The organism is Arthrobacter sp. MW3 TE3886, assembly GCF_041262145.1.
Classification (GTDB): domain Bacteria; phylum Actinomycetota; class Actinomycetes; order Actinomycetales; family Micrococcaceae; genus Arthrobacter.
Map to the genome: position 1 here is coordinate 4,107,142 of NZ_JBGCAN010000001.1, position 25,143 is coordinate 4,132,284.

A 25,143-nucleotide genomic window follows, 5' to 3' on the forward strand; every position below is an offset into this window, starting at 1 on the left:
GCCACTGGGCCACACCTGCCGGGGCCCAGAAGCATGGCCATTAGAGTGTTCTGGAGCACACGCTTAAGATCCCGCAGAACCGGAGGCAGCCATGACGCAGACCGTCCCGCCCCGCAACCCCGAGGCTCCGACCACACCCGCGGCCACCGCCCCGGACCCTGGGCCCCCCGCATCCGGCCACGACACAGCCGCGGCCGCCCGCGGGCTCCCTGCCGCGCTGAAGCGCCGGGTGCCCAAATACGCCGACCTTGCGCCCCTGATGCAGTTCAAGAAGCCGGAGTTCAGCCGGGCCGCCAGGCTCCGCCGGGCCAGCACCATCTGGGACCTGCGGGACATGGCCAAGCGCCGCACACCCCAGGCGCCCTTCGACTACACCGACGGCGCCGCCGAGGCCGAAATCTCCCTCCGCCGCGCCCGCCAGGCGTTCCTGGACATCGAATTCCGGCCCGGGGTCCTGCGTGACGTCTCCAGCATCGACCTCAGCACCGACATCCTGGGCGGACCGTCCCGCCTCCCGGTGGGGATCGCGCCCACCGGCTTCACCCGGATGATGCAGTCCGAGGGCGAATACGCAGGCTCCCAGGCCGCCGAAGCCGCCGGCATTCCGTACACCCTCTCCACCATGGGCACGGCCTCCCTCGAGGACGTGGCCGCCGCCGCGCCCACCGGCCGCAACTGGTTCCAGCTATACCTGTGGACGGACCGGGACCGTTCCCTGGAACTGATCCAGCGTGCCGCCGCGGCGGGCAATGACACCCTCATGGTCACGGTGGACACCGCCGTCGCCGGCGCCAGGCTCCGCGACGTCCGCAACGGCATGACCATCCCGCCCGCCCTGACCCTCAAGACCGTCCTCGATGCGTCCTACCGGCCCGCGTGGTGGTTCAACTTCCTCACCCACGAACCACTGACCTTCGCATCCCTCTCCCGGTACACCGGCACGGTCGCGGACCTCATCAACTCCATGTTCGACCCCACCCTGACCTACGCCGACCTCGATTGGCTGCGCGAGACGTGGAAGGGCAAGCTCGTGGTCAAGGGCATCCAGACAGTCGACGACGCCCGCAAAGTCGTGGACCACGGCGCCGACGGCATCGTGCTCTCCAACCACGGCGGCCGCCAGCTGGACCGCGCACCGATCCCCTTCCACCTGCTCCCCGAAGTCTCCGCCGCCCTCAAGGCCGACCACAGCGACGCCGCGATCCTCCTGGACACCGGCATCATGAGCGGCGCGGACATCATCGCCGCCCTCGCCCTCGGCGCCGACTTCACGCTGATCGGCCGCGCCTACCTCTACGGGCTCATGGCAGGCGGACGGGACGGCGTGGACCATGCCCTCCACATCCTGGAGAAGGACATGCAACGCACCATGGCCCTGCTGGGCGTCAGCCGGGTCGCGGACCTCACCCCCGAACACGTGCGGATCCTCCGCACCTAGCGCACCAGGCGCCCGCAAGGTCCGCCTGGTCCGCAGTGGGGCAGGGCTGCCGGCCGCGGCGCATACCCGCGGCGGCATACGCAGGGGCGGGAAAGGCTACTTCTTGCGGCCGAACTTGGGCAGGTTGGCCAGGAGATCCGCGGCCCTGGTCGCCGCCCGGCCAACGGTCCGCCCGATCTGCTGGGGCATCTTGTCCTCCCCTGCCGTTCCCACCGGAATGACGACGGCGGGGCTCAGCGGGCTGCCGGCCGGGCGGCCCGCCAGTGCTGCGGCGGGTTGCGCGGCGACCGGTTGCGGGACGGCCGGTTGCGAAACAGCGGCGGCGGCCAGGCCATCCGGGACGGCCGTGGGGCCGGTTTCGGGGTGGAGGGCCGCGGCCGCGTCCGCCGTCACGGCGGGGCCGACGTCGAATGCCTGCAGCCAGCTGGCAACCCCGGCGAGCGGCTTGGGATTGAGCGTGTAGTACCGCTTCTGGCCCTGGGCGCGCATGCTCACCAGGTCCGCTTCGCGGAGGACTTTAAGATGCTTGGAAATAGTGGGCTGGCTTGCTTCAAGCTCCTGGACCAGTTCCCCCACCGCTTTGTCCCCCTTGCGGAGGGCTATCAGAATGTCACGCCTGGTTGCCTCAGCAATGACGGCAAATACGTCGTCTGTCACCATGCCCTCCACACTAGCGACATATACGCCAGATGGCATCCACGAATTGGTGCCTTGGCGCAGGGCCTTGGGCCCGGTCGGGATTTAGTCGAACCAGGGGTCCAGCCCGTGCAGCGGAAACACTTCCTTGCGGGTGGCCATGATGGTGCGGTCCACCTCGTCGTTGGGGTCGAAACCCACTTCCCAGGACCGCCACCAGAGGTCCACGTCGTCGCCCATCGTCTCGGGGGGCTCCACGCCGAACTTGGCGCCGTACTTGTCTTTGACGTAGTTGCGCCAGTCCTCCGGAACCGGGGTGCGCAGCGGCACCGGGCGGCCGGCGGCGATGGCTATGAGGTGGCTCCAGGCCCGCGGCACCACGCTGACGACGTTGTAGCCGCCGCCTCCGGTCGAAATCCACCGGTTCTCGCAGTAGCGGGCGGCGAGGTTGCCGATCGCTGTGGCGGCCTCGCGCTGGCCGTCCACACTGATGTTCAGGTGGGTCAGCGGGTCAAGCCGGTGCGAGTCGCAGCCGTGCTGGCTGACGATCACTTCCGGTTCGAACGCACCAATGAGCTGGGGCACGACGGCGTGGAAGGCCCTCAGCCACCCGGCGTCAACGGTGCCGGCCGGGAGGGCGACGTTCACGGCGCTGCCCTGTGCGTTCGGTCCGCCAATCTCGTTGGCAAACCCGGTGCCCGGGAAGAGGGTCAGCCCGGATTCGTGCAGCGAAATTGTCAGGACGCGCGGATCGTCCCAGAAGATGCTTTGCGTGCCGTCGCCGTGGTGGGCGTCGACGTCGACGTAGGCCACCCGCCGGACGCCGCCGTCGAGCAGCCGCTGGACGGCCAGGGCGGCGTCGTTGTAGATGCAAAAACCGCTCGCGCGGTCCCGGGAGGCATGGTGCATACCGCCGCCGAAGTTCACGGCCCGCACCGCGCTTCCGTCGAGGACAGCTGCGGCAGCCAGCAGGGAGCCGCCGGCCAGCCGGGCACTGGCTTCGTGCATGCCGGCAAAGGCGGGGTCATCCTCGGTTCCGAGGCCCCTGGCATGGTCGGGGGTGTCCGGCTTTTCGCTCACGCGCCGCACGGCGGCCACAAACTCCGGGCTGTGGACTGTGCACAGCTCCGCGTCGGTGGCGACGTCGGGAGGCGCTACCGTGACGTGGTCCAGATCCAGCAGTCCAAGGCTTCCGGCCAGCTTTGCGGTGAGCTCCATGCGTTCCGGCGCCATGGGGTGGGAGTGGCCAAAGTTGTAGGCAGTCATGGCTGGGGCCCACACCACCGTCGTTGGCAGCGCGGTCTGAGCGAGTCCGGGCAGGAATGTCATCAATCACAGGCTACCCGAGCGGTCCCCGGCTTCCCGCGCGTGCAGGTTGGATCCCCGGCCATTACGCGGTGTTTAGTGGTTTACTACTTGGGGAAGAAGTTTCAACCGAGGAAAAACATGACGCAAAGCCAGTCGAGGTCCACGAGCCCGGCCAACTGGCAGCCAGGCATGCCGGAGCGGGAAGGCCTGTGGATTTTCACACGCCTGCGCGACTTCATTGACGGCATCGCCAACAGCTCGCCTGCCCGCCTGGCTCTCTCGGCGTTCGGCGTCGTGATTCTGGTCTTCACCGCCTTGCTCTCGCTGCCCCTAGCTTCCGCGACGGGACAAGTCACACCACTGCATCAGGCGTTCTTCACCGCGGCGTCCGCTGTCTGCGTCACGGGGCTGACCGTGGTCTCCACGGCTGTGCACTGGTCCTTCTTCGGCCAGCTCGTGATCCTGGTCGGCATTTTCGTGGGCGGCCTGGGTACGTTGACCCTCGCGTCGCTGCTGGCGCTCATGGTCAGCAAGAGACTCGGTGTCCGCGGCAAGCTGATCGCCCAGGAGGCCATGAATGCCGGCCGGCTCGGCGAAGTCGGTACGCTGCTCCGGATCGTGATCGTGACCTCCGTGGTGATCGAGGCCGCCCTGGCGCTGACTCTTATCCCCCGCTTCCTGATCCTCGGGGAGAGCTTCCCGCAGGCAATCTGGCACGGGATCTTCTACGCCATTTCGTCGTTCAACAACGCCGGATTCACGCCGCATTCGGACGGAATCGTGCCGTACGAAACGGATCTCTGGATCCTCGTCCCGCTGATGCTCGGGGTATTCCTGGGCAGCCTGGGCTTCCCGGTGGTCATGGTGCTGCACCAGAACGGGCTGCGGTGGAAGAAGTGGAACCTCCACACCAAGCTGACCATCCAGGTCTCCTTCATTCTCCTGGCCGCCGGCACGGTCCTCTGGGGCTTCCTGGAGTGGGACAACCTGCGCACCATCGGGGACATGGACCTCGGCGACAAGATCACACATGCGCTGTTTGCCTCAGTCATGTTGCGCTCCGGAGGCTTCAACCTGGTGGACCAGAACCACATGGAGTCCACCACCATGTTGCTCTCCGATGCCCTCATGTTCGCCGGCGGCGGTTCCGCATCCACGGCCGGCGGCATCAAGGTCACCACCATCGCCGTGATGTTCCTGGCGATCGCCGCCGAGGCCCGCGGCGACGCGGACGTGAAAATCTACGGCCGCACCATCCCCGAGGGCACGATGCGCGTGGCCATCTCGGTGATCGTTGCCGGTGCCACCCTTGTCTCGGTCTCGGCCCTCCTGCTCCTGCACATCAGCCATGCCTCCCTGGACCGGGTCCTGTTTGAAACCATTTCCGCCTTCGCCACGGTGGGCCTTAGCACCAACCTCAGTGCAGAGTTGCCGCCGTCGGGGGTTTATGTCCTCGCTTTGCTCATGTTCGCCGGGCGCGTCGGGACGGTCACCCTTGCGGCCGGCCTGGCCCTGCGCCAACGCAGCCAGCTGTACCACTACCCGGAAGAGAGACCGATCATTGGCTAGTTCCTCAGGCGCCGTCAACCGCCCCGCCCACAACGCCCCTGTTCTGGTGATCGGGCTGGGCCGTTTTGGTGCGTCCACCGCAGAGCAGCTGGTCAAGCAGGGCCGGGAGGTCCTTGCCATTGAACGCGACCGCACCCTCGTCCAGAAGTGGGCGAGCGTCCTGACGCATGTGGTGGAAGCCGACGCCACCAACATCGATGCCCTCCGCCAGCTCGGCGCCCAGGAATTCAGTTCCGCCGTCGTGGGCGTGGGCACCTCGATCGAATCCTCGGTGCTGATCACCGTAAACCTCGTGGACCTCGGGATCGAACACCTCTGGGTCAAGGCGATCACGCCCTCGCACGGCAAGATCCTCACCCGGATCGGCGCCAACCACGTCATCTACCCGGAGGCGGACGCCGGCGTCCGTGCCGCGCACCTGGTCTCCGGGCGCATGCTGGACTTCATTGAGTTTGACGACGACTTCGCGATCGTCAAGATGTACCCGCCGCGAGAGACCGTGGGCTTCACCCTCGATGAGTCAAAGGTCCGGTCCAAATACGGCGTCACGATTGTGGGCGTGAAGTCCCCGGGCGAGGACTTCACCTACGCGCGGCCGGAAACCAAGGTTTCCTCGCGGGACATGCTCATTGTTTCGGGGCACGTGGACCTGCTCGAACGGTTCGCTGCCCGCCCCTAGCCCGCAGCCGGAGCCGGCCGGGGGAACTGGAGCCGCGGCGGCTCCGGACCTGCAGCAGCCCCCTGGGCCGCCCGGGCCGGCTCAGGCGAGCTGGCGGGTGATTTCGGCTGCGCGCTCGGCCGCCGCGCGGGCGCCGTCGGCGATGATGGCCGGCAGTCCGCGCTCGTCAAACGTCGCGATGGCCCGTTCCGTGGTGCCGTTCGGGCTCGTGACCGCCTTGCGCAGCGCGGCGGGATCCGCGCCGGGCTCGGCCAGCATGAAACCCGCCCCGGCGACGGTCTCGCGGGCCAGCAACAGGGACAGCTCCGGGTCCAGGCCCAGTTGCGCCCCGGCCTCGGCCATGGCCTCCGCCAGGTAGAAGGCGTAGGCCGGACCCGAGCCGCTGATCGCGGAGAGGGCGTCCACCTGCTCTTCCGGGATCTCCACGACCGTGCCGGCGGCAGCGAGGATGTCCTTGGCGCGCTGGAGCTGCCCGGCGGAGCAGTTGGTCCCGGGCGAGACGGAGACGACGCCGCGGCCCAGCTTCGCCGGCGTGTTCGGCATTGTGCGGATGACGGGCTGGCCGGCCGGCAGCGCCGCCTCGAGCTGTTCCAGGGACACGGCGGCGGCAACGCTGATGACGATCGTGTCCGGAGCCAGGGAGCCGCTGATTTCCCGGGCCAGGTCCGCGATCCCCACGGGTTTGACGCCGAGGATCACGACGCCGGAGCCGGTGGCGGCCTGTTTGTTGTTGTCGGGCTCTTCTTCGCCCGCGATGGCCGTGATCCCGTGGTGGCGCTGGGCCAGCTCGGCCGCGCGCTCGGCCCGACGGACGGTCGCGACGATGTCGCCCGGGTCGACGCCGCCGTCGATCAGCCCGCCCATGATTGCCTCGTTCATTGACCCACAGCCCAGGAATGCGATTCGGTTGCTCATGTCCCCATCATTGCAGTCTGACGTGATTCCCAGCCAGCTCCCACCTTCAGCGCAGTCAGCGCACAACTTTGGAACCTACCGTTGTAACTACCTCATTGAGGGTGCGAGTGATGCAGCAGGCATGCGGATGCCTGCGCGGCACCGGTGGTTGCAGCGGGTTTTCCCATTTTCCCGCAGCGGACCGCCGGTGCCTTTGCCGTTTAAGACAGCTTTGCCGTTTTGACCGGTGGCGGAGCTGGCCGCAACCCCGGGGGCGCCGTCGGATTGCCAGCAAACGTACAGGGAAATCTCGCTGTGCGCCCAAGATCGGCCGTTACCTTGGAAAGTGCCTCAACAGGTGCGAGTGATGATAGCCGGTTCCTCCGAGCCGGCGGTGCGCCGGGCGATTTGCAGCAGAGTTCCCCCAAGTCCTGCTCCGGATCGCCCGGCCATACTCGTTTAACCGGTGTGAACGGGCCCGCACCGGGGGCGCGGTGCCCCCGGTTTCTAGCCGTCTCCGGCCCCGCCGAACGCCGGGCTGCGGAGCTTGCCTTCCAGGAACCGGCGTTCCGCGGCGCTGCCGGCAAGCGCCAGGGCCCGCCTGTAGCCTTCGGCGGCCTCCGGATAGCGGCGCAGGCGCACCAGGAAGTCGGCGCGGACGGCGTGGAAGAGGTAGTAGTTGTCCAGCCCCAGGCCCTCGACCGCCGCCAGCGCGGCAGCGGGCCCGTGCAGTTCTGCCAGGGCCACGGCGCGGTTCAGCGCCACGACGGGCCCCGGCGCGACGGCCAGGAGCTGGTCATACAGCTGCAGGATCTGCGCCCAGTCGGTGTCCCCGGCGGTCGCGGCGTCGCTGTGGACGGCGTTGATCGCCGCCTGCAGCTGATACGGTCCGGGCCGGTTCCGGCGCAGGCACCGGCGCACCAGTTCACGGCCTTCGGCGGCCAGGGCGGAGTCCCAGCGCCCCCGGTCCTGGGCCGCGAGCAGCACCAGTCCCCCGTCGGGTGTGAATCGCGCGGCACGGCGGGACTCACTGAGCAGCATCAGCGCCAGCAGTCCCGCCGCTTCCGGCTCGTCGGGCATCAGCGACGCCAACAGCCTGCCGAGCCGGATGGCTTCCGTGCAGAGCTCCGTGCGTTCCGGGCCGTCGGCGGGGCCCGCGGTGTAGCCCTCGTTGAAGATGAGGTAGACCACCGCCAGCACGGCTTGCAGCCGTTCGGGCAGTTCGGCGCCCCGCGGGACCCGGTACGGGACCTTGGCATCCCGGATTTTCGCTTTCGCCCGGACCAGCCGCTGTGCCATGGTCGCCTCCGGGACCAGGAAGGCCCTGGCGATTTCCGCCGTCGTCAAGCCACCCAGAAGCCGCAGCGTCAGCGCCACCCGGGCGGACCCGGCCAGGGCGGGATGGCAGCACGTGAAAATCAGCCGCAAGGTGTCGTCGTCCACGTCCTCGACTCCTGACTGTTCCGCCAGGAACTGCTCTTCGGCGGCCGGCGCGGGTCCGGTCCCGGACCGCGCCGCCGCGAGCAAGGCCGCCTGTGCGTGCTTGTCCTCGCGTGAGGCTTCCCTCCGCAGCCGGTCGATCGCCCGGTGCCGTGCCGTCGTGATGATCCAGCCGGCCGGGCTGGGCGGGATGCCGGCCGAGGGCCAGTGCTGGACCGCCGCGGCAAAGGCATCCTGGACGGCGTCCTCGGCAATATCGATGTTCCCGAACGTCCGCGTCAGAACGGCTACGGCGCGGCCGTATTCGTGCCGGAACACCCGCGCAATGTCCGCCTCGGTCGCTGCCTCATTTGCACGACGGTCACCCACAGCGGCACCCCGGCCCGGCGGCTAATGCTGGAACGGACGGACTTCAACGGGAAGTGTGGTGGCGCCGGCCAGCTTCCGCGCCCAGCCAAGGGCCGCGTCCAGGTCTTCGGCCTCGATCACGGTGAATCCGCCGAGGTGCTCCTTGCCTTCGGTGAACGGCCCGTCGGTCACCAGGATCTCGCCGCCGTCGGGCCGCAGGACCGTCGCGGACTCTGCCGGGTGGAGCCCCGCGGCGAACACCCAGGCCCCCGCCGCCTGCATTTCATGGTTCAGGGCCGCCAGGTCCCGCATGATGGGTTCGAGGAACTCAGGGTCCGGGGCAGGGCCGTCCGGCTGGTAAATGCTGAGCAGGTACTGCGTCATTTCGGGTGCCTCCTTGTCGAATCAGCCGGCGGTGTGCCGGCCTCTCAGCAATTACACGATCGAGGACGCTCCGGATCGACACGGTCCCGGCACCGTGGGTCACCGGAGTGGTCTCAGGAAGCTTTTGCCGGCGACTGGAGCCGCGCCGGCGGCTGCTCTGCCACATGCGGCGCGGGCTCGACCGGCCCCTCAAACACCAGCTGGTCCAGGCGGCGGAGGATGAGTCCCTCACGCAGGGCCCACGGGCAGGTCACCATGCTGTCGAATTTGAACATCTCCAGGGCCGCTTCCGCGACGAGGGCGCCGGCGAGGACCTGCGGCGCGCGGGCCTCGGAGACCCCGGGCAAGTGGAGCCTGTCCTCTATCTCCATGGCAGAGATCCGCTGCGCCCAGAGCCCAAGGTCGAGGGCCAGCAGCTCCCTCTTGACGTAGGGCCCGGCGCCGCTGGGGGCGGCCCCGGCAATCCTGGCGAGGGACCGGAATGTCTTGGACGTGCCCGCGACAAGGTTGGGCGGGCCCAGCTTCTCGAATTTGCGCACCGCGGGTTTGAGCGTGGCGCGGATGTAGCGGCGCAGCTCTTTGATGCTCTTGGCCGAGGGCGGGTTCTCGGGCAGCCAGTCGCGCGTCAGCCGGCTGGCGCCGAGCGGAACGGACATCGCCAGCTCGGGCAGCTCGTCCTGTCCGAGGGCCATCTCGAAGGAGCCGCCGCCGATATCCAGGTTCAGGATGGGCCCGGCGCCCCATCCGTACCAGCGCCGGACGGCGAAGAACGTCATGGATGCCTCTTCGCTGCCCGTGAGCTCCCGGAGGGTGACGGTGGTTTCATGCTTGACGCGGGCCAGGACGTCAGCGCCGTTGGTGGCCTCGCGGATGGCCGAGGTGCAGAACGCGAGCAGGTCGTCGGCTTTGTGCTTGGCCGCGAATTCCCACGCCTCGAGGACAAACTCGACAAGTTCATGCTGCCCCTCGTCGTCGATGTTGCCGTCGTCATCGAGGTACTGCACGAGCGACAGCCGCCGCTTGTGCGAGGCGTAGGGGACCGGACGGGCGCCGGGATGGGCGTCGACCAGCAGGAGATGGACAGTGTTGGACCCGATGTCGAGGACGCCTAGACGCATGCTGCCATTATTCCCCCCACGGACCGGCCGGCCTAGCTGCGACGGCGGTATTCGCGAAGAATACCGCCGTCGCAGTCTTGGCCGATCACGGGCTTAGGCCGGGTCGCTGTCCTGCGCCGGGCGGTCAGCGGACGGGTCAGTGGGCTGGTCGGCAGTGCCGTCAGCGGGCTCGTCCGTTGGCTTGAAGTCGCGGCGGATGTTGGCCACGCCCTCCGGGTCGATTTCAAAGCCGTAGGCGGCGCCGGGGTTGATCACCATGCCAAGTTCCGCGCCGAGGTTGCCGATGATCGCGGCGCCCTGCGTGCCCAGCACGTTCGGGGCGGCGGCGAGATACTGCTCGGTGACGCGGCTCGGGTGCGAGAAGACGGCCAGGACGGGCTTGCCGGAGGAGTTGGCGAGGACCAGCGGCTCCACCTGCGAGTCGGGGCCCTCCCAGGGCGTCGGAGCTGACCACATAGACCTCGTTGTTGAGGAAGGCCAGGATCACGTCCACCGGGTTGGCGTCCGGCTGCTCCCCCCGGGCGAGCTGCTCCTCGAGTTCGTTCAGCGGCTGGTTGTCCAGGTGTGCGGGCTGTTCAGTCATATTCCTACTCGATCACGTCCACGGCCGGTCCGCAAACGCGAAATCGCCGGAAACCTGCGGTTTCGCCGGTAATTTCCGGCGAAACGGCAGGTTTCCGGCGATTTCGGCGCGCCGGCCTACTTCTTGGCCGGGGCCTTCCGGGCGGGTGCCTTGCGGGCCGTCGTCGTGCGCTTGACCGGGCCCTTGGCCCGCTTTTCGGCGAGGAGTTCGACGGCGCGTTCCCGGGTCAGTTCCTCGATCGAGGTGGTGCGCGGCACCGTGATGTTGGTGATGCCGTCGGTGATGTACGGGCCGAACCGGCCTTCCTTCACCACGATGTTCTTCTCCGAGACCGGGTCCGGCCCGAATTCGGCCAGCGGCGGCACGGCGGCACGGGCGCCGCGCTGCTTGGGCTGCGAGTAGATCTCCAGCGCCGCCTCGAGCGTGATCGTGAAGATCTCCTCTTCGGAGCCGATGGAGCGGGAGTCCGTGCCCTTCTTCAGGTACGGGCCGAACCGGCCGTTCTGCACCGTGATCGGGTTGCCCTCGGCGTCCTGGCCGAGCACGCGGGGCAGGCTCATGAGCTGCAGCGCCTCGTCCAGCGTGATGGTGTCCACGCTCATGGACGCGAACAGGGACCCGGTGCGCGGCTTGGCCTTGACGGGCTTCTTCGGCGGTTTGGGCTTGCCGTTCTTGTAGTACTCAACGGGCTGGTTGGCCAGCTGTTCCTCGGTCATCTCCGGGATGATCTCGGTGACGTAGGCGCCGTAGCGGCCGTTCTTGGCCACAATCGTGTGCCCGGTGTGCGGGTCCGCGCCGAGGACACGCTCCTCCGGGGCAGCGGTCTCCATGAGTTCGATGGCCTTGGCGGCTGTGAGCTCATCCGGGGCCAGGTCCTCGGGGACGTTGGCGCGGGCCGCCTCAACCACTTCGCCGGTCTCGGGATCCACCGTCGCGGTGGAGCTTTCCAGGTACGGGCCGAACTTGCCGACCCGGAGCGTGATCGCGTCCGTGATGGGGATGGAGTTGATCTCGCGGGCATCGATCTCGCCGAGGTTGTTCACGATGCTCAGCAGGCCGGGCTCGGAGTCCTCACCGAAGTAGAAGTGCTTGAGCCACGCCGGTCCGGCCGCCTGGCCGTTGGCGATCTTGTCCAGGTCCGCTTCCATGTCGGCCGTGAACTCGTAGTCCACGTAGTCGTGGAAGTGCTGCTCCAGGAGCCGGATCACGGAGAACGCGATCCAGCTCGGGACCAGCGCTGAGCCCTGCTTCCGGACGTAGCCGCGGTCCTGGATCGTGGAGATGGTGGAGGCGTAGGTCGACGGGCGGCCGATGCCCTTCTTTTCCAGCTCCGCGGTCAGTGAGGCTTCGGTGTAGCGCGGCGGCGGCGAGGTCTCGTGGCCGACGGCGACAATGTCGGTGGCGGTGAGCGCGTCGTCCTTGGCCACGTTGGGCAGCCGGCGTGCTTCCTCGGACTCGTCGTCCCCGCGGCTTTCGTCCTTGCCTTCTTCGTAGGCGGCGAGGAAGCCGGGGAAGGTGATGACGGTGCCCGAGGCCGAGAACTCGGCGTCGCGGCGGTCGGCCGGGTCACCCACGGTGACGGCGCCGAGGCGGATCGTGGCGGTGGAGCCCTTGGCGTCAGCCATCTGCGAGGCGACCGTGCGCTTCCAGATGAGCTCGTAGAGGCGGAATTCGTCGCCGGAGAGCTGCTGGGCCACCTGGGCCGGGGTGCGGAAGGAGTCACCGGCGGGACGGATGGCCTCGTGGGCTTCCTGCGCGTTCGCTGCCTTGCCGCTGTAGACCCGCGGCGACTGCGGCACGTACTCGGGGCCGTACAGCTCGGAGGCCTGGCGCCGGGCGGCCGTGACGGCCTCGTTGCTCAGCGCGGACGAGTCCGTACGCATATAAGTGATGTAGCCGTTTTCGTAGAGCCGCTGCGCCACCTGCATCGTGCTCTTCGAGGAGAAGCGCAGCTTGCGGCCGGCCTCCTGCTGCAGCGTGGAGGTGGTGAACGGCGCGGCCGGGCGGCGGGTGTAGGGCTTGGTGTCGACGGAGCGGACGCGGAATTCGGCGTCCTGCAGCCCCGCCGCGAGCGAGGCGGCAAGTTCCTCGTTGAGGTGCACGGCGTTGCGGGAGGTGAGTTCGCCGTTGTCGTTGAAGTCCCGGCCGCTGGCGACCTTGGCGCCGTCGACTGCGGCGAGTTTGGCTTTGAAGGAGCCGGAACCGGCAGCGAACTGGCCGGTGAGGTCCCAGTAGGAGGCGGCCTTGAAGGCCATCCGTTCGCGTTCGCGGTCCACCACCATGCGGGTGACGACGGACTGCACGCGGCCGGCGGAGAGGCCGCGGGCCACCTTGCGCCAGAGCACGGGGGAGATCTCATAGCCGTAGAGCCGGTCCAGGACGCGCCGGGTCTCCTGGGCGTCCACCAGGTCCTGGTCGACATCGCGCAGGTTGTCCATGGCGCGGTGGATGGCTTCCTTGGTGATTTCACCGAAGGTCATCCGGTAGACGGGAACCTTGGGCTTGAGCACTTCCAGCAGGTGCCACGCAATGGCCTCGCCCTCGCGGTCCCCATCGGTTGCGAGATAGAGAGCGTCGGCGTCTTTGAGCTGGGCCTTGAGCTCGGCGACCTTCTTCTTCTTGTCCGAGGACACCACGTAGTAGGGCTTGAAGTCGTTGTCGATGTCGACGGCGAACTTGCCCAGCGGGGTTTTCTTCAGTTCCGCGGGGAGCTCCGAGGGCTGCGGGAGGTCGCGGATGTGACCGATGGAGGCCTCCACTATGAAGCCTTCGCCGAGGTACTTGGCGATGGTCTTGCTCTTGGCGGGAGACTCCACAATCACGAGTTTCTTGCCGGTTTTGGCCTTGCTTGGCACGGTGCTCCTACAGAAAAAGGTGGCTCGGGCAGATGCGCCCATACCCGCCTAGTTCACCATATTTTGCAGAATCCCGCGCATCCGGCCGGATATGACGGCCTGGCGGACGCGGCTTCCGGCCGCAAAAAGGCCGGGTCCCGGGCGGCTCCTGGGGGCGCCCCGGATGCAGTCCCGCGCCGCGCCCGCGACCGGTCCATGCCTTCCCGGCGTAGGCCTCAGCCCTTGCCGGCGGCGGGCTTGCCGGGGGCGGCTTTTGCAGCCGGTCCGCGGTCGTCCGGAATCATCGACCACATCGTGGCCATGCGCTCGGCGCCCTCGGGCACGTGGTCCGGATCCTCGAGTTCGTAGTCCCGCAGCAGGTCGAAGATCCGCCGCGTCAGTTCGGCCCGCTGGTCCGGCGTCAGGTACAGCAGGTTGCTGGCCAGCACCACCGAGGACGGGCCGTCGGCGGTGTCGCCGCTCTCGCGCCGGGCGTTGCGGGCCGTGGCGTAGGCACGGACCCGGCGGCGGTAGGCGTCGAGCTCCAGGTCCAGGACGGCGAGTTCGGGGCTGGCCACTCCCCCCAGCGAGTGGATGGTGAAATCTGTACCGGCGGCCTGCCAGCGCCGCTCCCGGGCATCCCCTGCGGTGGCCGCGGGAACCACGATGCCCCACTTCTGCAGCGCCCGCAGGTGGTAGCTCATGGCGCTGGGAGTCAGTCCGGTCTGCGCGGCAAGCTCGGTGGCCGTCCGGCTCACCTGGGTGGAATACAGCTCGGAAATGACCTCCAGCCGGGCGGCGTGGGCCAGGGCACGGATCGCCTTCGGGTCAGTGATTTCCACTTGCTTCTCCGGACGGTGCCGGCGCTTGGTGGCCGGCGGAGCCGTTGACTCCGCCGTCGGGGTTTCTGCGTTCACTCCTCCAGTGTATCCAGCCCCGCCAAACTATGAAAGAAATGCTTGACATTTGTTTTGCCGCCGGGCTACGTTCCTGTTTATGAAACAGACACTTCATAAATTGCCGGCCCCCGCAACCGGCGTGCGGCCCCTGTGGCGCAACCGCGACTTCGTGATTGCCGGCACCGCCCGGTTCGTGGCGACGGCCGGGATGGGCGCCGTCGTCGTCAGCGTCATGCTGCATCTACAGAACGCGGCCGCGGCCGGCGAAACGCCTGTCGCCGGGCCCTGGCTCGTGGCCGCCTACCTTTTGTGTTCAGCGCTGCCGCTGGTCCTGCTGGCCCCTTGGGCCGGCCGGCTCGCCGACACCATGGATTCGCGCACGCTGGCGACGGCGAGTTCCGCGGTCAGTGCCGCCGCCGTCGCCGGCATGGGGCTTGGCATGCAGTATCTGGAGAACTATCTGCCGGTGCTATTTGCCATGACGTTCCTGCTCGACGCGGCCCAGTCCGTGGCCAGCCCCACCTGGCAGGCCCTGCTGCCGCGGATCGTCGGCGAGGACCGCACGCCCCGGGCCATGGGGACCATGCAGGCGACCATCATGATCGCGGGCATGGCCGGCCCCGCCGCGGGCGGCCTGCTCAGCGGCTGGGGCGGGACCGGGCTGGTGTTCGCCGTGGCCAGCGGCTGCTATGTCGCCATGGGGCTCGGCGCGCTGCTGATCCGCACCCGCCGCGGCACGGCGGCCGAACGGGTCGGCCAGGCGAAGCCGGCGCTGCTGGACGGGCTGCGCCTGATCCGCCGGGACAGCCTGGTCTGGGCCCTGGTCCTGGGGGCAATGTTCTTCATCGTCGTCGGCGAAGCCACCAACGTGCTGGAGGTGTTCCTGGCCCGCGACGAACTTGGCGCCACCGAGATCCAGTACGGCCTCCTGTCCGCGGCCTTTGGCCTCGGGATGGCAGCCGGGGCCGCGATAGCCGGCAGGATCAGGACGCCACGGGTCCGGCTGCGCGTGCTGCTGGCCGCCATGACCGCAGCCTCGGCGTGCCTGGTCCTCACCGGGATGGTCCCGAACGTGGAACTGCTCTTTGCCGCCTACACAGGGACGGGAATGGCCTGCGGCGTCCTGAACGCCTGTTTCGGGGCCATCGCGATCCTGCGGATTCCGGAAAGCGGGCGCGGCCAGGCGATGGCGATTGTGGGCGGGATGACGCGTGCCGTCTCCATTGGTGCGCTGGCCCTGGGCGGCCTCCTGGGCGCCCTGGTGCCGGTGCGCGTCAGCTTCGTGCTCACCGGCGTCGTCGGGGCCGTGGTCGCCCTCGCCCTCACGGCGTACGTCCTGCCGCGGTTCGGCCGGGAGGATTCCGACTCCGGTACTGGTCCTGCGGCAGCCGGGGCTGCGGCAGAAGCGGCCTTGCCGGCCGCTACCGAACCGCCGTTGGCGGGCGCGGCCGCTGCCGTATCAGGCAGGCAGCAGGAAGCCGTCGCGGACGAGGTTCCCGACTTCTTCGAGCAGGCCGGTGCGGAACTCCGCGCCGTCGAACCCCTCGTAGCCGCCCAGCAGCGCCTCGAGGGCGCCGATGATCTGCCCGACGGACAGGTCGCCGTCGCACGCTGAAACGAGGCCCGCCAGCTCGGTGCTGAGCAGGTTGGTGCGGCGCAGCCCGGCACCCTGCCGCAGCAGGATGACGCCGGGGTGTTCCGCGCCGGGGCGCTGGTGCCGTTCTTCGGTGACGTCCTCCGCGACCAGCAGGTGGGCGGCGGCCAGATCATGGCCGGCCAGCCAGTCGGCACGCTCGACGGCGGCGCCCAGGTGCGGCCCGACCGGTTGTTCGATCGGGTAGGTGATCTCCTCGAAACGGGACAGCACCCGTCCGGCGCCGTCGGCAGGCCGCCGCAGCCAGATCATGCCGAAGCCGATTCCGGCCACATTGCGCGAGGCGAAGTCGTCCAGGTAGGCAGCGTACGAGTCCTCGTAGAGCCGGCGGTCGCGGCCTTCCGAGGCGTCCTGGAGCCAGGTCTCGGCATACTGCTCGGGGCCCACCTGCTCGCGCTGGATGAACCAGACGTCGGCGGCCGGGCCGGCCCAGCTCTGGGGCCGGTCGGCCCAGCCGGCGCCCGCCGTGATCTCCCAGTTGCCCAGAAGCTGGGCCGTTCCGCCCGGGGCAAGGACCGAGGGCAGTGTACGGACCAGCGAGGACACAATCTCGTCCCCCGGCAGGCCGCCGTCGCGGTACGTGAACTGGTCCGTGGCGGTCTCGCCCAGGCTGCGGGGCGTGATGACGAACGGCGGGTTGGACACCACCAGCTCGAACTCCTGCCCCGCGACCGGGTCCAGCAAGGACCCGAGCCGCAGGCTGACGCGGGCATCAAGGTCAGCCGGATCCAGGTGCAGTTCGGCGGCGTTGAGCAGCAGGTTGAACCGGGTGAACGCCAGCGCACGTTCGGAGATGTCCGTGGCGGTCACGTGCTCGGCGTGGTGCAGCAGGTGGAAGGTCTGGATGCCGCAGCCGGTGCCGAGATCGAGGGCCGTGGCAACATGGCGGCGGGCGGTGACCTGGACCAGGGTGGTGGAGGCCTGCCCAATCCCCAGGACGTGGTCATGCCGGAGAACGCCGGCGCGCTGATGGGCCGCGAGGTCGCTGGCCACCCAGAGGTCCGCGCCGCCCGCACTGGTCCCGTCCTCCCCCACGGCCGGGTCCCAGCCGTAGGGCCTGAGGTCCACCTTCGCCTGGACCAGGTCCCCGCCCGAGGGCTCCACGAGACCAAGTTCCATCAGCCCCTTGGTACGGATGCCGGGGAGGGCGGCGTCGAGCGTCTCCGCGCGCTGCGGTTCGGACAGGAGCCAGAGACGCACGACGCCGGCGAGCGCCGCCGTCGCCGGCTCCCCGAGGGAACGCCCGGTGATGATCAGCGCCGGGATGAGCTGGTCCCGGCCCAGGGCCGAGTGCGCGGCCTCGCCGAGCAGCTCCGCGACCCCGTCCACGGTGTAGCCAACGGCACGCAGGTCAGCGGCCAGCGCCGCGAGGAGGCCGGGGAGGTCGCTGCGCGGAGCGTCCGGAGTATTGCCCGCCGTGAACGGCGTAGCCGGAGCCTGCGTTGAACGAGCCTGTGCGGCGGGGCCTTGCGCTGAGGAAGTCACCGGACAAGTTTAGTCCCCGGGCCCGGGCCCCCTTTCATTCCGGAGCCTGTGCCCCGGTGGTGGGCCCGGGCGATGCAGGTCCGGCTACAGCTCGGTCTCCGCATAGATTTTCAGGGCGTCCCGGACGAAGGCGGCGCCGTCGGCACCTCCGTAGTTGGCGGCGAACCTGGGATCGGCCACGTACATCTCGCCGAGCCCCGTCACGTACCCCTTGATGTCGCCACCGGTCGCCGGGCTGCCGGCCGCTGCGGGTGACGCCGGCGTGCCGGGGATTCGCCTGAGCCATTCGACGTGGCGCCGGGCCAGGTCTTGCGCCTGCGCGCTGTCCGCCGGGACTCCCGATGCCGCAGCAGCCGTCCAGTCGGCACCGAGCTGCCGGGACTGTTCTGTCCAGGCAGCCTTCTCCCCGGCCCCCATGCCGCGCCACCAGGCGTCCGACTTCGCATAGGCGTCCTTGCCCCACCGCTGCTCCACCTCTTCCTGGTACCTGGTGTGGTCGAAACCGTCGAACATTTCCTCCGCCATGATCTTTCCTCCCGTTTGCAATGCCTCGATGGTGTGACGGACCGAGGCAATCTGCCGCCCCAGCCTGTCCTGTTCCTGCAGCAGCCACGCCAGGTGCCGGCCCAGTGCATGCTCCTCGTCCGCCTCGTTGCCGAGCACGTCCGCGATCGCCGGCAGCCCAAGCCCCAAGTCGCGCAGGAGCAGGATCCGCTGCAGACGGACCAGGGACTCCTGGCCGTAGTACCGGTAGCCGTTGTTGCCGGTGCGGCTTGGCCTGAGCAGGCCGATGTCGTCGTAGTGACGCAAAGTCCGGCCGGTGGTGCCGGCCAACTTCGCGATCTGCTGAACGGACCAGTCCATGCCTCCACCCTTCTGCGCCCTCGAGGCCCGCGTCCCCTGGACCCCGCTGTTCCCGTGCCGGCCGGCCGCTGCCGGCCGTCGCTTCGACTCTAAACTTTGACGCAACGTCAAAGTCAAGGGCCCGCGGGGGAAGGGCGCCCGGGACGTCGACGCGGCCGGAGGGCAGCCCGCGGGACGGTAAGTTTGAGGCATGGCTTTCCCTTCCTCCCACGCCCCGGCCGCCCGCCTGGCCCGGCGGACGCTCAGCGGCACGGCCGCCGCCGTCGTCGTACTGGCCGCAGCGGCATGTTCCCCGGCCGGTTCGATTGAGGGCGCCGACGTCCCGGCGTGGAAGGCCACCGCGCTGCCCTCCGCCCCGGGGACGGTGCTGGAGGATGCCGGCAAGATCCTGAACCGGGATCCGATCGTCCGGACCGCGTCCGGCGTGCCCGCCGGCACCTACACCTTGACCATGACCTGCGACGGCGGCGGGAAGGCGTTCTTCGCCGTCAGCCTGGACGGCAGCCAGTTGGCCGAAGCCGGTGCCGCCTGCAACGGCAGCCGCGAAACCGCCCGCATCAAAGTGCCCGCCGCGGGCAAGGTCACGCTCAGCACGTCCAGTGTGGATGCCCCGCTTCTCTACGCCTACCACCTGGCGGCGTCCGAGTAGCGTGCGCCGCAGCCCGGTCCGCGGTGTCCGGCCCGGCGCCCCCTGACGGGGCTGTCCGACCCGGACCTTTGGCCTCTGGCGTTTGACCCCGGGCGGCCCTAATCTCAGGGTATGCCAACTGTGCCGGCGAGCAGGGTGCCGCGACGGCGCACCCCGGCGGCCGCCGTGGTGCTTTCAGTTGCGGTATTTCTCGGGACGGTCCTGTCCGGTTGCGCGTATGAATACAGCGCCGACCACTGGGACGATGAATCGACCTCCGCTGCCCCTCCGACCACTGACGCCGCCCTGCCCCAGGACCCCCATCTCAACGAGCCGGTGACGGGCGAGGAGCTGGATGACTGGGTCGATGCCGTGCTGCCCGACGCCGAGGGACAAGTCCTCCATACCGGTTTCGGGACGCTGGAGGCCGACGAGGAGCGGAAAGAGACGACAGCCCAGCTGCCCAAGGGTACGTACGCCGTGACCCTGGCTTGCCGCAGTACCCGCCGCGTGTCCTTTTCCATCGAGAACGGTGAGGACGAACTCGTGGACCTGAGTCTCCGGTGCGGGACGTCCAGGGTGAACGTGGTGCAGCTGGCTGCGGATGCGTCGCTGTCGATCAAAGTGGATGCGAACGCACCGGCAAACTTCGCGTACCGGGTGAGCCGCATCTGAGCGTTCCGGGGCGGCCGGAAGTCCGGCTCAGGCCTCAGGCGGCGCAGCCCTCGGGGCACCGCAGGGTGTCGGGGCTCGCGGCGCAACCGGCGCAATAGAGCGTCAGGGTCCGGCAGGACGGATTCGAGCAGTTTTCGAACTTGCTTGTGGGTGCCGAGCAGCGGACGCATTTGCCGATGGTCTTGGCGTCCCCGCTGAACTCGACGTGCATGCGCTTGTCGAACACATACAGGGAGCCCTCCCACAGGCCCTGGTCCTTGAAGGCCTCGCCATAGCGGACAATGCCGCCGTCGAGCTGGTAGACCTCCTTGAACCCGCGGTTCACCATGAGGCTCGAGAGCACCTCGCAGCGGATGCCCCCGGTGCAGTAGGTGACAACCGGCTTGTCCTTGAGGGCGTCGTATTTACCGGAGTCGAGTTCCTTGATGAAGTCGTGGGTGGTGGCGACATCGGGAACCACTGCGTCCTTGAACTTGCCGATCTGGGCCTCGAAGCCGTTCCGGCCGTCGAAGAACACGACTTCGTCGCCCTGCTGCTTCTTGGCTTCAATGAGTTCGTGGAGTTCCTCGGGTTTGAGGTGCGTTCCGCCGCCCACCACTCCGCCGGCGTCGACTTTGAGTTCGCCCGGGGCGCCGAAGGATACGATTTCGTCCCGCACCTTCACGCTGAGCCGCGGGAAGTCCGCCGCGCCGCCCTCGGACCACTTCACGTCGATGCCCTGGAAGCCCTTGTACTCCCGCGTCGTTTTGACGTATTGCTTCACGGCGTTCAGTTCTCCGCCGACCGTGGCGTTGATGCCGTCCTTGGAAAGGATGATGCGGCCGGTCAGTCCGAGTTTTTCACACAGGGCGCGCTGCCAGAGCCGGACGGCGTCCGGGTCAGGCAGGGGGGTGAATCCGTAAAAAAGCACAATCCTGTTCAAAGCCACGCTTTTAAGGGTACTTGCTGGCGCGGACGGCCGGGCGACAATCACAATTGGATAAGCAAGCGGCTTCGCCCAACCCGGCCCCTGTTGCTTGTGGCACGGCTGGAATACGCTCATCACATGAGTCTTGACGCCATGGTTGAAGACACCACTCACCTGCTGGAAATCTGGGTTGCCGGATGGGCCGGCTGCCGCGGATACGAGACGCGCAGGGAGGGACGGTTCCCCGCGGCCTTACGCGCGGACACCACTCACGAATGGGAGTATTTCGCCTACGATCCGTCCGACGCGGAGTTCGAGGCGCTGGCGGCAAAGACGGCCGAAGTGCCGGCCCGGGTCCTCACCATCCTCACCAACGATGCGGCCCGGTACACGTTGCTGGGACAGCGGAACGGCCTCCATGTCACCTCGGCCTCCCAAACCATGATGATCGTGGACATGGAGACCCAGGATGCTGAGGACCCTTGGCTTTCGGACGACGACCTCAAGCTCGAGACCTCCCGGACCGACGGCGTCCACCACGCAGTAGTCACCGCCGGCGAGGACGTCGCCGCGAGCGGACGCGTGTTTGTGGTGGGACACACCGCCATCTTCGACAACATCGTGACGTCGGCGGCCTACCAGCGGCGGGGGCTGGGCAGCTTCATCATGAAGGCCCTGGCCGCCCAGGCATTCGAACACGATGTCGACTCCGGGCTGCTGCTCGCCTCCCTTGACGGCCAAAAACTCTATTCACACCTCGGCTGGCGCGAGGTGTGCCACGTCCTGATGTTGTCGACATCCGACGAAGGGGCCGACCTGTCCGTGGGGTGAGGCGCCGCTCCGTCGGTTGAAGCGCCGCGGGCGCCTGCCGTCCGGCGGGCGTGCGCCCGGGGCAACATGCCTGCCCGGCGGAAGGCCGCCGATTTGAGGGCGGATGAAAGAATATGTGAGTGAACCCGCATGAGTCCTTGATTCCGTTGCTGGGCCGAGGTCCGGACCCGGAACAGCTGCGTCATGTGCGGACGATCCCCGCCCGCCAGGCCGTTAATGCGCCGTGGCCGGAGTGGTCCCACCCCGATCTCGTGGCAGCCTACGGTTCCCTGGGGATCCACGAGCCCTACCTTCACCAGGTCCGGGCCGCCGAACTGGCCCACGCCGGAGAGAACGTGGTCATCGCCACCGGCACCGCGTCCGGCAAGTCCCTGGCGTATCAGCTGCCGGCTCTGGACGCGATCCACCGTTCCGAGCTCAAGGTCCTGTCCGATCCCGGGAAAATCCACGACGACGGGGCTGTGACCCTCTACCTCTCCCCGACCAAGGCGCTCGCCGCCGACCAACTGGCAGCGATCAGGGCACTGAAGCTCCCCACAGTCCGGGCAGAAACCTACGACGGCGACACCGATCCCGCTTCCCGGCGCTGGATCCGGGACCATGCGAACTTCATCCTGGCCAACCCGGACATGCTGCACTTCGGCATCCTCCCGAACCATGCCTGGTGGGCGAGGTTCTTCCGGCGCCTCCGCTACGTGATCGTGGATGAGGCCCACAGCTACCGCGGCGTCTTCGGCTCCCATGTGGCAAACCTCATGCGCCGGCTGCGTCGGATCTGTGCTTACTACAGCCCGGGCGGCTCACATCCCGGACCGGTGTTCATCGCGGCGTCCGCCACGGCCTCTGAACCCGGACAGTCCTTCGGCCGGCTGATCGGCGCACCGGTGCGGGCCGTTTCCGAAGACAGTTCCCCCCACGGGTCCACCACGGTGGCGTTTTGGGAGCCGGCATTGACCGAACTCCGGGGCGAAAACGGTGCCAAGGAGCGCCGGACGGCCGTCGCCGAGACCGCCGACCTGCTGGCCAACCTGGTGTCCTCCCGGACCCGGACCATTGCGTTCATCAAGTCCAGGCGCGGGGCAGAGACGATTTCCTCAATCGCCAAACGCCTCCTCGACGAGGTAGACCCCAGCCTGCCGCAGCGCGTGGCCGCCTACCGCTCGGGCTACCTGCCGGAAGAGCGGCGGGCCCTGGAAAAGGCGCTGCGCTCGGGTGAACTGTTGGGCGTCTCGAGCACGTCCGCGTTGGAGCTGGGCATCGACATTTCCGGTCTCGACGCCGTCCTGGTCGCAGGCTGGCCGGGCACCCGCGCGTCGCTGTTCCAGCAGATCGGCCGGGCAGGACGCGCCGGGCAGGACGCGATCGCGGCCTTCGTGGCCAGCGACGACCCGCTGGACACCTACTTGGTGAACCACCCCGAGGCGATTTTCGACGTCTCGGTGGAGGCCACGGTCTTCGATCCCTCCAATCCATATGTGCTGGGCCCGCACTTGTGCGCGGCCGCCGCGGAACTGCCCCTCGGGTTCGCCGAACTGGAGCTCTTCGGGGCCACCGCCGAGAAGCTGCTGGACCGGCTGGTCCTGCAGGGCTACCTGCGCAAACGGCCGGCCGGATGGTTTTGGACCCATCCGCAAAATGCCGCAGCCATGGTGAACCTCCGGGCCGACGGCGGAGGTCCGGTGAGCATCGTGGATGCCGAGACGGGTTCCTTGCTCGGCACTATGGATTCGCCGCAGACCCATTACCAGGCCCACACCGGCGCCATCTATGTCCACCAGGGCGACAGCTACGTGGTGGAAGACCTGAATGAGGATGAGCACTGTGTGGTGGTGCGCCGGGCGAACCCCGACTACTACACCACCGCCCGGGACGTGACCCAGATCGAGGTCCTCGAGACGCAACGCACCACCCAGTGGGGCGATGTGGCTGTGCACTTCGGCGATGTGAAAGTGACAACCCAGGTGGTGTCCTTCCAGCGCAAGGCGTTGATTTCGAATGAGATCCTCGGCGAAGAACCGTTGGAATTGGGCGCCAGGGACCTGTTTACCAAGGCGGTCTGGTTTGTTGTGGACAACCGCTCGCTGACCGGCGCGGGGCTCATCGAGGCACAGTTCCCCGGCGCGCTGCATGCTGCCGAGCACGCGGCAATCGGCCTCCTTCCGCTGGTGGCCTCCAGCGACCGCTGGGACATCGGCGGAGTGTCCACGGCCATCCACGCCGACACTGGAGTGCCCACCATCTTTGTCTACGACGGCCATCCCGGCGGGGCCGGTTTCGCCGAGCGCGGCTACGACAAGGCCAGGTTGTGGCTGACCGCCACGCGCGACGCCATCAAGGCCTGCGAATGCGAGTCCGGCTGCCCCTCCTGCGTCCAGTCACCCAAGTGCGGCAACAAGAACAACCCGCTCGACAAGGACGCCGCCGTCACACTGATCGATGTACTGCTCCAAGACGCCGGCGACCTCATGCACGCCGGCAGTCCCGGCACAACGGCGGCCGCGGCCGGGACCTCGGACGATAAGCCTGCCCAGCCGCTCCGCGCCTGAACACCTCTCCTGGCGACCCGCCGGAAACGAAGCATCATTCACCGTGCGGACCCGTTCCCGGCCGCGGGGGGCGGTCCCGCCCTGGCCCGTCCGGTGGCCGCCCCGAGGAACGGACCGGCGCCGAACTCGGTGCGGACCTGAACCGTGGCGTCCGGTCCTTCAGCACAGGCGGCCAGCGTGGCGTTGTTCTTCAGCGCGACCTCTCGAGCCACAGCGCAGGGCTCGCCGGACGTGATCCCCCGCGCGGCGTCCGCGGCAGCCAGCGCCGCCAGATCGGCAGCCGCCGCAGCCCTCGACGCCGCGACGGCCGACTGGGCCAAAAGCAGCAGCAGGGCCAACGCCATGATGACTGCCAGCCCGAGTCCCAGGGCCAGCACGGTCCCCGACCCCCGCTCTGAAGACGCACACCGGTGCCGGGCGCGGGCAGGATCCGGGCTCCGGGGTCGCGGCCCGCGGGCCCGGGCACGGACGCGGGCCCGGACACGGACACGGACATGGGCAGGCGACATCACGTGCCGCTTCGCCACGGGGACGGGGACCGGGAGACGCCCATCAGTCCGGACTCGTCCAGCCCGGGACGTTGTGCCGCGCCAGGATCCTCAGCACGCGCCCATGCGCTGGCGCTGAGGGCCCAGGGAACCAGAGACCCAACAGCCCCGGGGACGCGGCCGGAAACGGTGACCCTGTGCCAATCGCCGTCCCGCGTCACCTCGGAGTCCGCCGTTTCGCCGGCGAGACGGCGGACAATCTCACCGACTTCGCCGGCCGCGGCTCCCCTCGCCACCGCCCGGGCACCGCCACGGGCCGCCTCCTCGACGCGGAGCTGCATCACCCCGGCAGCCGAACCCGCGAGCAGCACGGAGAGCAGGAGGACGACCGAGGGCAACGCGACGGCGAACTCAGCGGTGACGGCCCCGCGGCACTCCGCCGTTGGCGGCGGCTCCCTCCGGCCGCCGCTCCCCCGGGCGCGCCAGAGTCCGTTCATGGCAACGTGAGCGCTGTCCGGATGAGGTTCAGGAGGAACCCGCGGACCTCATCGCTGCGCATGATGAACACGAGGACCCCGGCGAAGCCCACGGCGGCCAGGGTTGCTATGGCATATTCAGCGGTAGCCATGCCCGCCTGCGCGGCCGGCGGCCCTGTGCGTCTCTGTGGTTGAACGGGAACAACCGAGCTGGCGCCGGGGTAGATCTCATAGACCTCGGCAACGCCGCCCTCCCCTGCTTCAATGCGACGTGCAGCGGGAGTGTCCTGATTTGTTGACATCTGCTTTCCTTCCACGGGACACCGGCGTGATCGCCGGCTGATTCGACTCTCCCGGCTTGTACGCCGCGTCATAAGCCCCGAGGGCAGCCAAGTGGAAAACCTGCCCGAAAATGCCGTCGTGGCTGCCTGTGGAGGAGAACTGTCTGGTCCCCGCCGG

General features: G+C 68.5%; 21 protein-coding genes and 2 pseudogenes. 8 read left to right on the forward strand and 15 right to left on the reverse strand.

The features are described 5' to 3' along the window. Window positions 1-91 precede the first annotated feature (91 nt). Complete coding sequence (locus ABH915_RS18720; RefSeq protein ID WP_370124181.1) at window positions 92-1,438, forward strand: alpha-hydroxy-acid oxidizing protein; 1,347 nt, start codon at window positions 92-94, stop codon at window positions 1,436-1,438. A 96-nt stretch (window positions 1,439-1,534) separates the two neighbouring features. On the opposite strand, the gene ABH915_RS18725 is transcribed toward ABH915_RS18720, so the two are convergent. Together ABH915_RS18725 and ABH915_RS18730 are read right to left on the reverse strand one after the other, a co-directional pair. Next, window positions 1,535-2,098 (reverse strand): ArsR/SmtB family transcription factor, encoded by a 564-nt coding sequence (locus ABH915_RS18725; RefSeq protein WP_370124184.1) that lies wholly within the window; start codon window positions 2,096-2,098, stop codon window positions 1,535-1,537. 81 nt (window positions 2,099-2,179) lie between these two features. Next, window positions 2,180-3,403 carry an acetoin utilization protein AcuC gene (locus tag ABH915_RS18730; RefSeq protein ID WP_370124187.1) on the reverse strand — a complete coding sequence of 408 codons (1,224 nt, stop codon included), beginning with the start codon at window positions 3,401-3,403 and terminating at the stop codon, window positions 2,180-2,182. 117 nt (window positions 3,404-3,520) lie between these two features. On the opposite strand from ABH915_RS18730, the gene ABH915_RS18735 reads away from it, so the two are divergent. Continuing rightward, on the forward strand, window positions 3,521-4,951 hold the full coding sequence (locus ABH915_RS18735) for a TrkH family potassium uptake protein (RefSeq protein ID WP_026539111.1): 1,431 nt from the start codon (window positions 3,521-3,523) through the stop codon (window positions 4,949-4,951). Further along, the gene (locus ABH915_RS18740; RefSeq protein WP_018775040.1) at window positions 4,944-5,630 is read left to right on the forward strand and encodes a TrkA family potassium uptake protein; all 687 of its coding nucleotides are present in this window, start codon (window positions 4,944-4,946) and stop codon (window positions 5,628-5,630) included. Before ABH915_RS18735 ends, ABH915_RS18740 begins: the two co-directional genes overlap by 8 nt. An 81-nt stretch (window positions 5,631-5,711) precedes the next feature. Here the strand turns inward: ABH915_RS18740 and proC are convergent, their stop codons facing one another. From proC to ABH915_RS18775, 7 genes and pseudogenes are all read right to left on the reverse strand, one after another. Further along, window positions 5,712-6,545: a pyrroline-5-carboxylate reductase gene (gene proC, locus ABH915_RS18745; protein WP_370124191.1), complete on the reverse strand. Its 834-nt coding sequence runs from the start codon at window positions 6,543-6,545 to the stop codon at window positions 5,712-5,714. A 486-nt stretch (window positions 6,546-7,031) separates the two neighbouring features. Next, a complete protein-coding gene (locus ABH915_RS18750) occupies window positions 7,032-8,333 on the reverse strand; it encodes an RNA polymerase sigma factor (RefSeq protein ID WP_370124194.1) in 1,302 nt (433 codons plus the stop codon). 21 nt (window positions 8,334-8,354) lie between these two features. Continuing rightward, complete coding sequence (locus ABH915_RS18755) at window positions 8,355-8,696, reverse strand: YciI family protein (RefSeq protein WP_018775037.1); 342 nt, start codon at window positions 8,694-8,696, stop codon at window positions 8,355-8,357. Between the two features lie 113 nt (window positions 8,697-8,809). After that, window positions 8,810-9,814, reverse strand: a complete 1,005-nt coding sequence (locus ABH915_RS18760; RefSeq protein ID WP_370124197.1) for a Ppx/GppA phosphatase family protein — start codon at window positions 9,812-9,814, stop codon at window positions 8,810-8,812. 93 nt (window positions 9,815-9,907) lie between these two features. Continuing rightward, window positions 9,908-10,397, reverse strand: a pseudogene (locus ABH915_RS18765) (SseB family protein). 116 nt (window positions 10,398-10,513) lie between these two features. Next, window positions 10,514-13,252 carry a type I DNA topoisomerase gene (topA, locus tag ABH915_RS18770; RefSeq protein WP_370124200.1) on the reverse strand — a complete coding sequence of 913 codons (2,739 nt, stop codon included), beginning with the start codon at window positions 13,250-13,252 and terminating at the stop codon, window positions 10,514-10,516. Window positions 13,253-13,467: 215 nt separating this feature from the next. Next, window positions 13,468-14,148 (reverse strand): ArsR/SmtB family transcription factor, encoded by a 681-nt coding sequence (locus ABH915_RS18775; protein WP_370124203.1) that lies wholly within the window; start codon window positions 14,146-14,148, stop codon window positions 13,468-13,470. Window positions 14,149-14,338: 190 nt separating this feature from the next. Here ABH915_RS18775 and ABH915_RS18780 point away from each other — a divergent pair. Continuing rightward, a pseudogene (locus ABH915_RS18780) lies at window positions 14,339-15,487 on the forward strand (MFS transporter); the annotation flags it as partial. 102 nt (window positions 15,488-15,589) lie between these two features. On the opposite strand, the gene ABH915_RS18785 reads toward ABH915_RS18780, so the two are convergent. Further along, a complete protein-coding gene (locus ABH915_RS18785; protein WP_370124206.1) occupies window positions 15,590-17,269 on the reverse strand; it encodes a methyltransferase in 1,680 nt (559 codons plus the stop codon). An 84-nt stretch (window positions 17,270-17,353) separates the two neighbouring features. Next, a complete protein-coding gene (locus ABH915_RS18790; protein ID WP_370124209.1) occupies window positions 17,354-18,133 on the reverse strand; it encodes a MerR family transcriptional regulator in 780 nt (259 codons plus the stop codon). A gap of 190 nt (window positions 18,134-18,323) precedes the next feature. Here ABH915_RS18790 and ABH915_RS18795 point away from each other — a divergent pair, with 190 nt between their 5' ends. Beyond that, window positions 18,324-18,782, forward strand: a complete 459-nt coding sequence (locus ABH915_RS18795) for a hypothetical protein (RefSeq protein WP_370124211.1) — start codon at window positions 18,324-18,326, stop codon at window positions 18,780-18,782. Window positions 18,783-18,893: 111 nt separating this feature from the next. Further along, complete coding sequence (locus ABH915_RS18800) at window positions 18,894-19,436, forward strand: DUF6023 family protein (RefSeq protein WP_026266710.1); 543 nt, start codon at window positions 18,894-18,896, stop codon at window positions 19,434-19,436. 34 nt (window positions 19,437-19,470) lie between these two features. On the opposite strand, the gene ABH915_RS18805 is transcribed toward ABH915_RS18800, so the two are convergent. After that, a complete protein-coding gene (locus ABH915_RS18805; protein WP_370124213.1) occupies window positions 19,471-20,364 on the reverse strand; it encodes a rhodanese-related sulfurtransferase in 894 nt (297 codons plus the stop codon). A gap of 117 nt (window positions 20,365-20,481) precedes the next feature. Between ABH915_RS18805 and ABH915_RS18810 the strand changes: the two genes are divergently transcribed. Both ABH915_RS18810 and ABH915_RS18815 read left to right on the forward strand, forming a co-directional pair. Further along, window positions 20,482-21,174 carry a GNAT family N-acetyltransferase gene (locus ABH915_RS18810; RefSeq protein WP_026539123.1) on the forward strand — a complete coding sequence of 231 codons (693 nt, stop codon included), beginning with the start codon at window positions 20,482-20,484 and terminating at the stop codon, window positions 21,172-21,174. 119 nt (window positions 21,175-21,293) lie between these two features. Next, window positions 21,294-23,720 carry a DEAD/DEAH box helicase gene (locus ABH915_RS18815; protein ID WP_370124217.1) on the forward strand — a complete coding sequence of 809 codons (2,427 nt, stop codon included), beginning with the start codon at window positions 21,294-21,296 and terminating at the stop codon, window positions 23,718-23,720. Window positions 23,721-23,758: 38 nt separating this feature from the next. Here ABH915_RS18815 and ABH915_RS18820 read toward each other — a convergent pair whose 3' ends face one another. Genes ABH915_RS18820 through ABH915_RS18830 form a run of 3 tightly spaced genes read right to left on the reverse strand, consistent with a single transcriptional unit; the run spans window position 23,759 to window position 25,028 of the window. Continuing rightward, on the reverse strand, window positions 23,759-24,229 hold the full coding sequence (locus ABH915_RS18820; RefSeq protein ID WP_370124220.1) for an Rv3654c family TadE-like protein: 471 nt from the start codon (window positions 24,227-24,229) through the stop codon (window positions 23,759-23,761). After that, window positions 24,229-24,705, reverse strand: coding sequence for a TadE family type IV pilus minor pilin (locus ABH915_RS18825; RefSeq protein ID WP_370124222.1), 477 nt, complete (start codon window positions 24,703-24,705; stop codon window positions 24,229-24,231). Before ABH915_RS18825 ends, ABH915_RS18820 begins: the two co-directional genes overlap by 1 nt. Continuing rightward, window positions 24,702-25,028 (reverse strand): DUF4244 domain-containing protein, encoded by a 327-nt coding sequence (locus tag ABH915_RS18830; protein WP_370125040.1) that lies wholly within the window; start codon window positions 25,026-25,028, stop codon window positions 24,702-24,704. Before ABH915_RS18830 ends, ABH915_RS18825 begins: the two co-directional genes overlap by 4 nt. Window positions 25,029-25,143 lie beyond the last annotated feature (115 nt).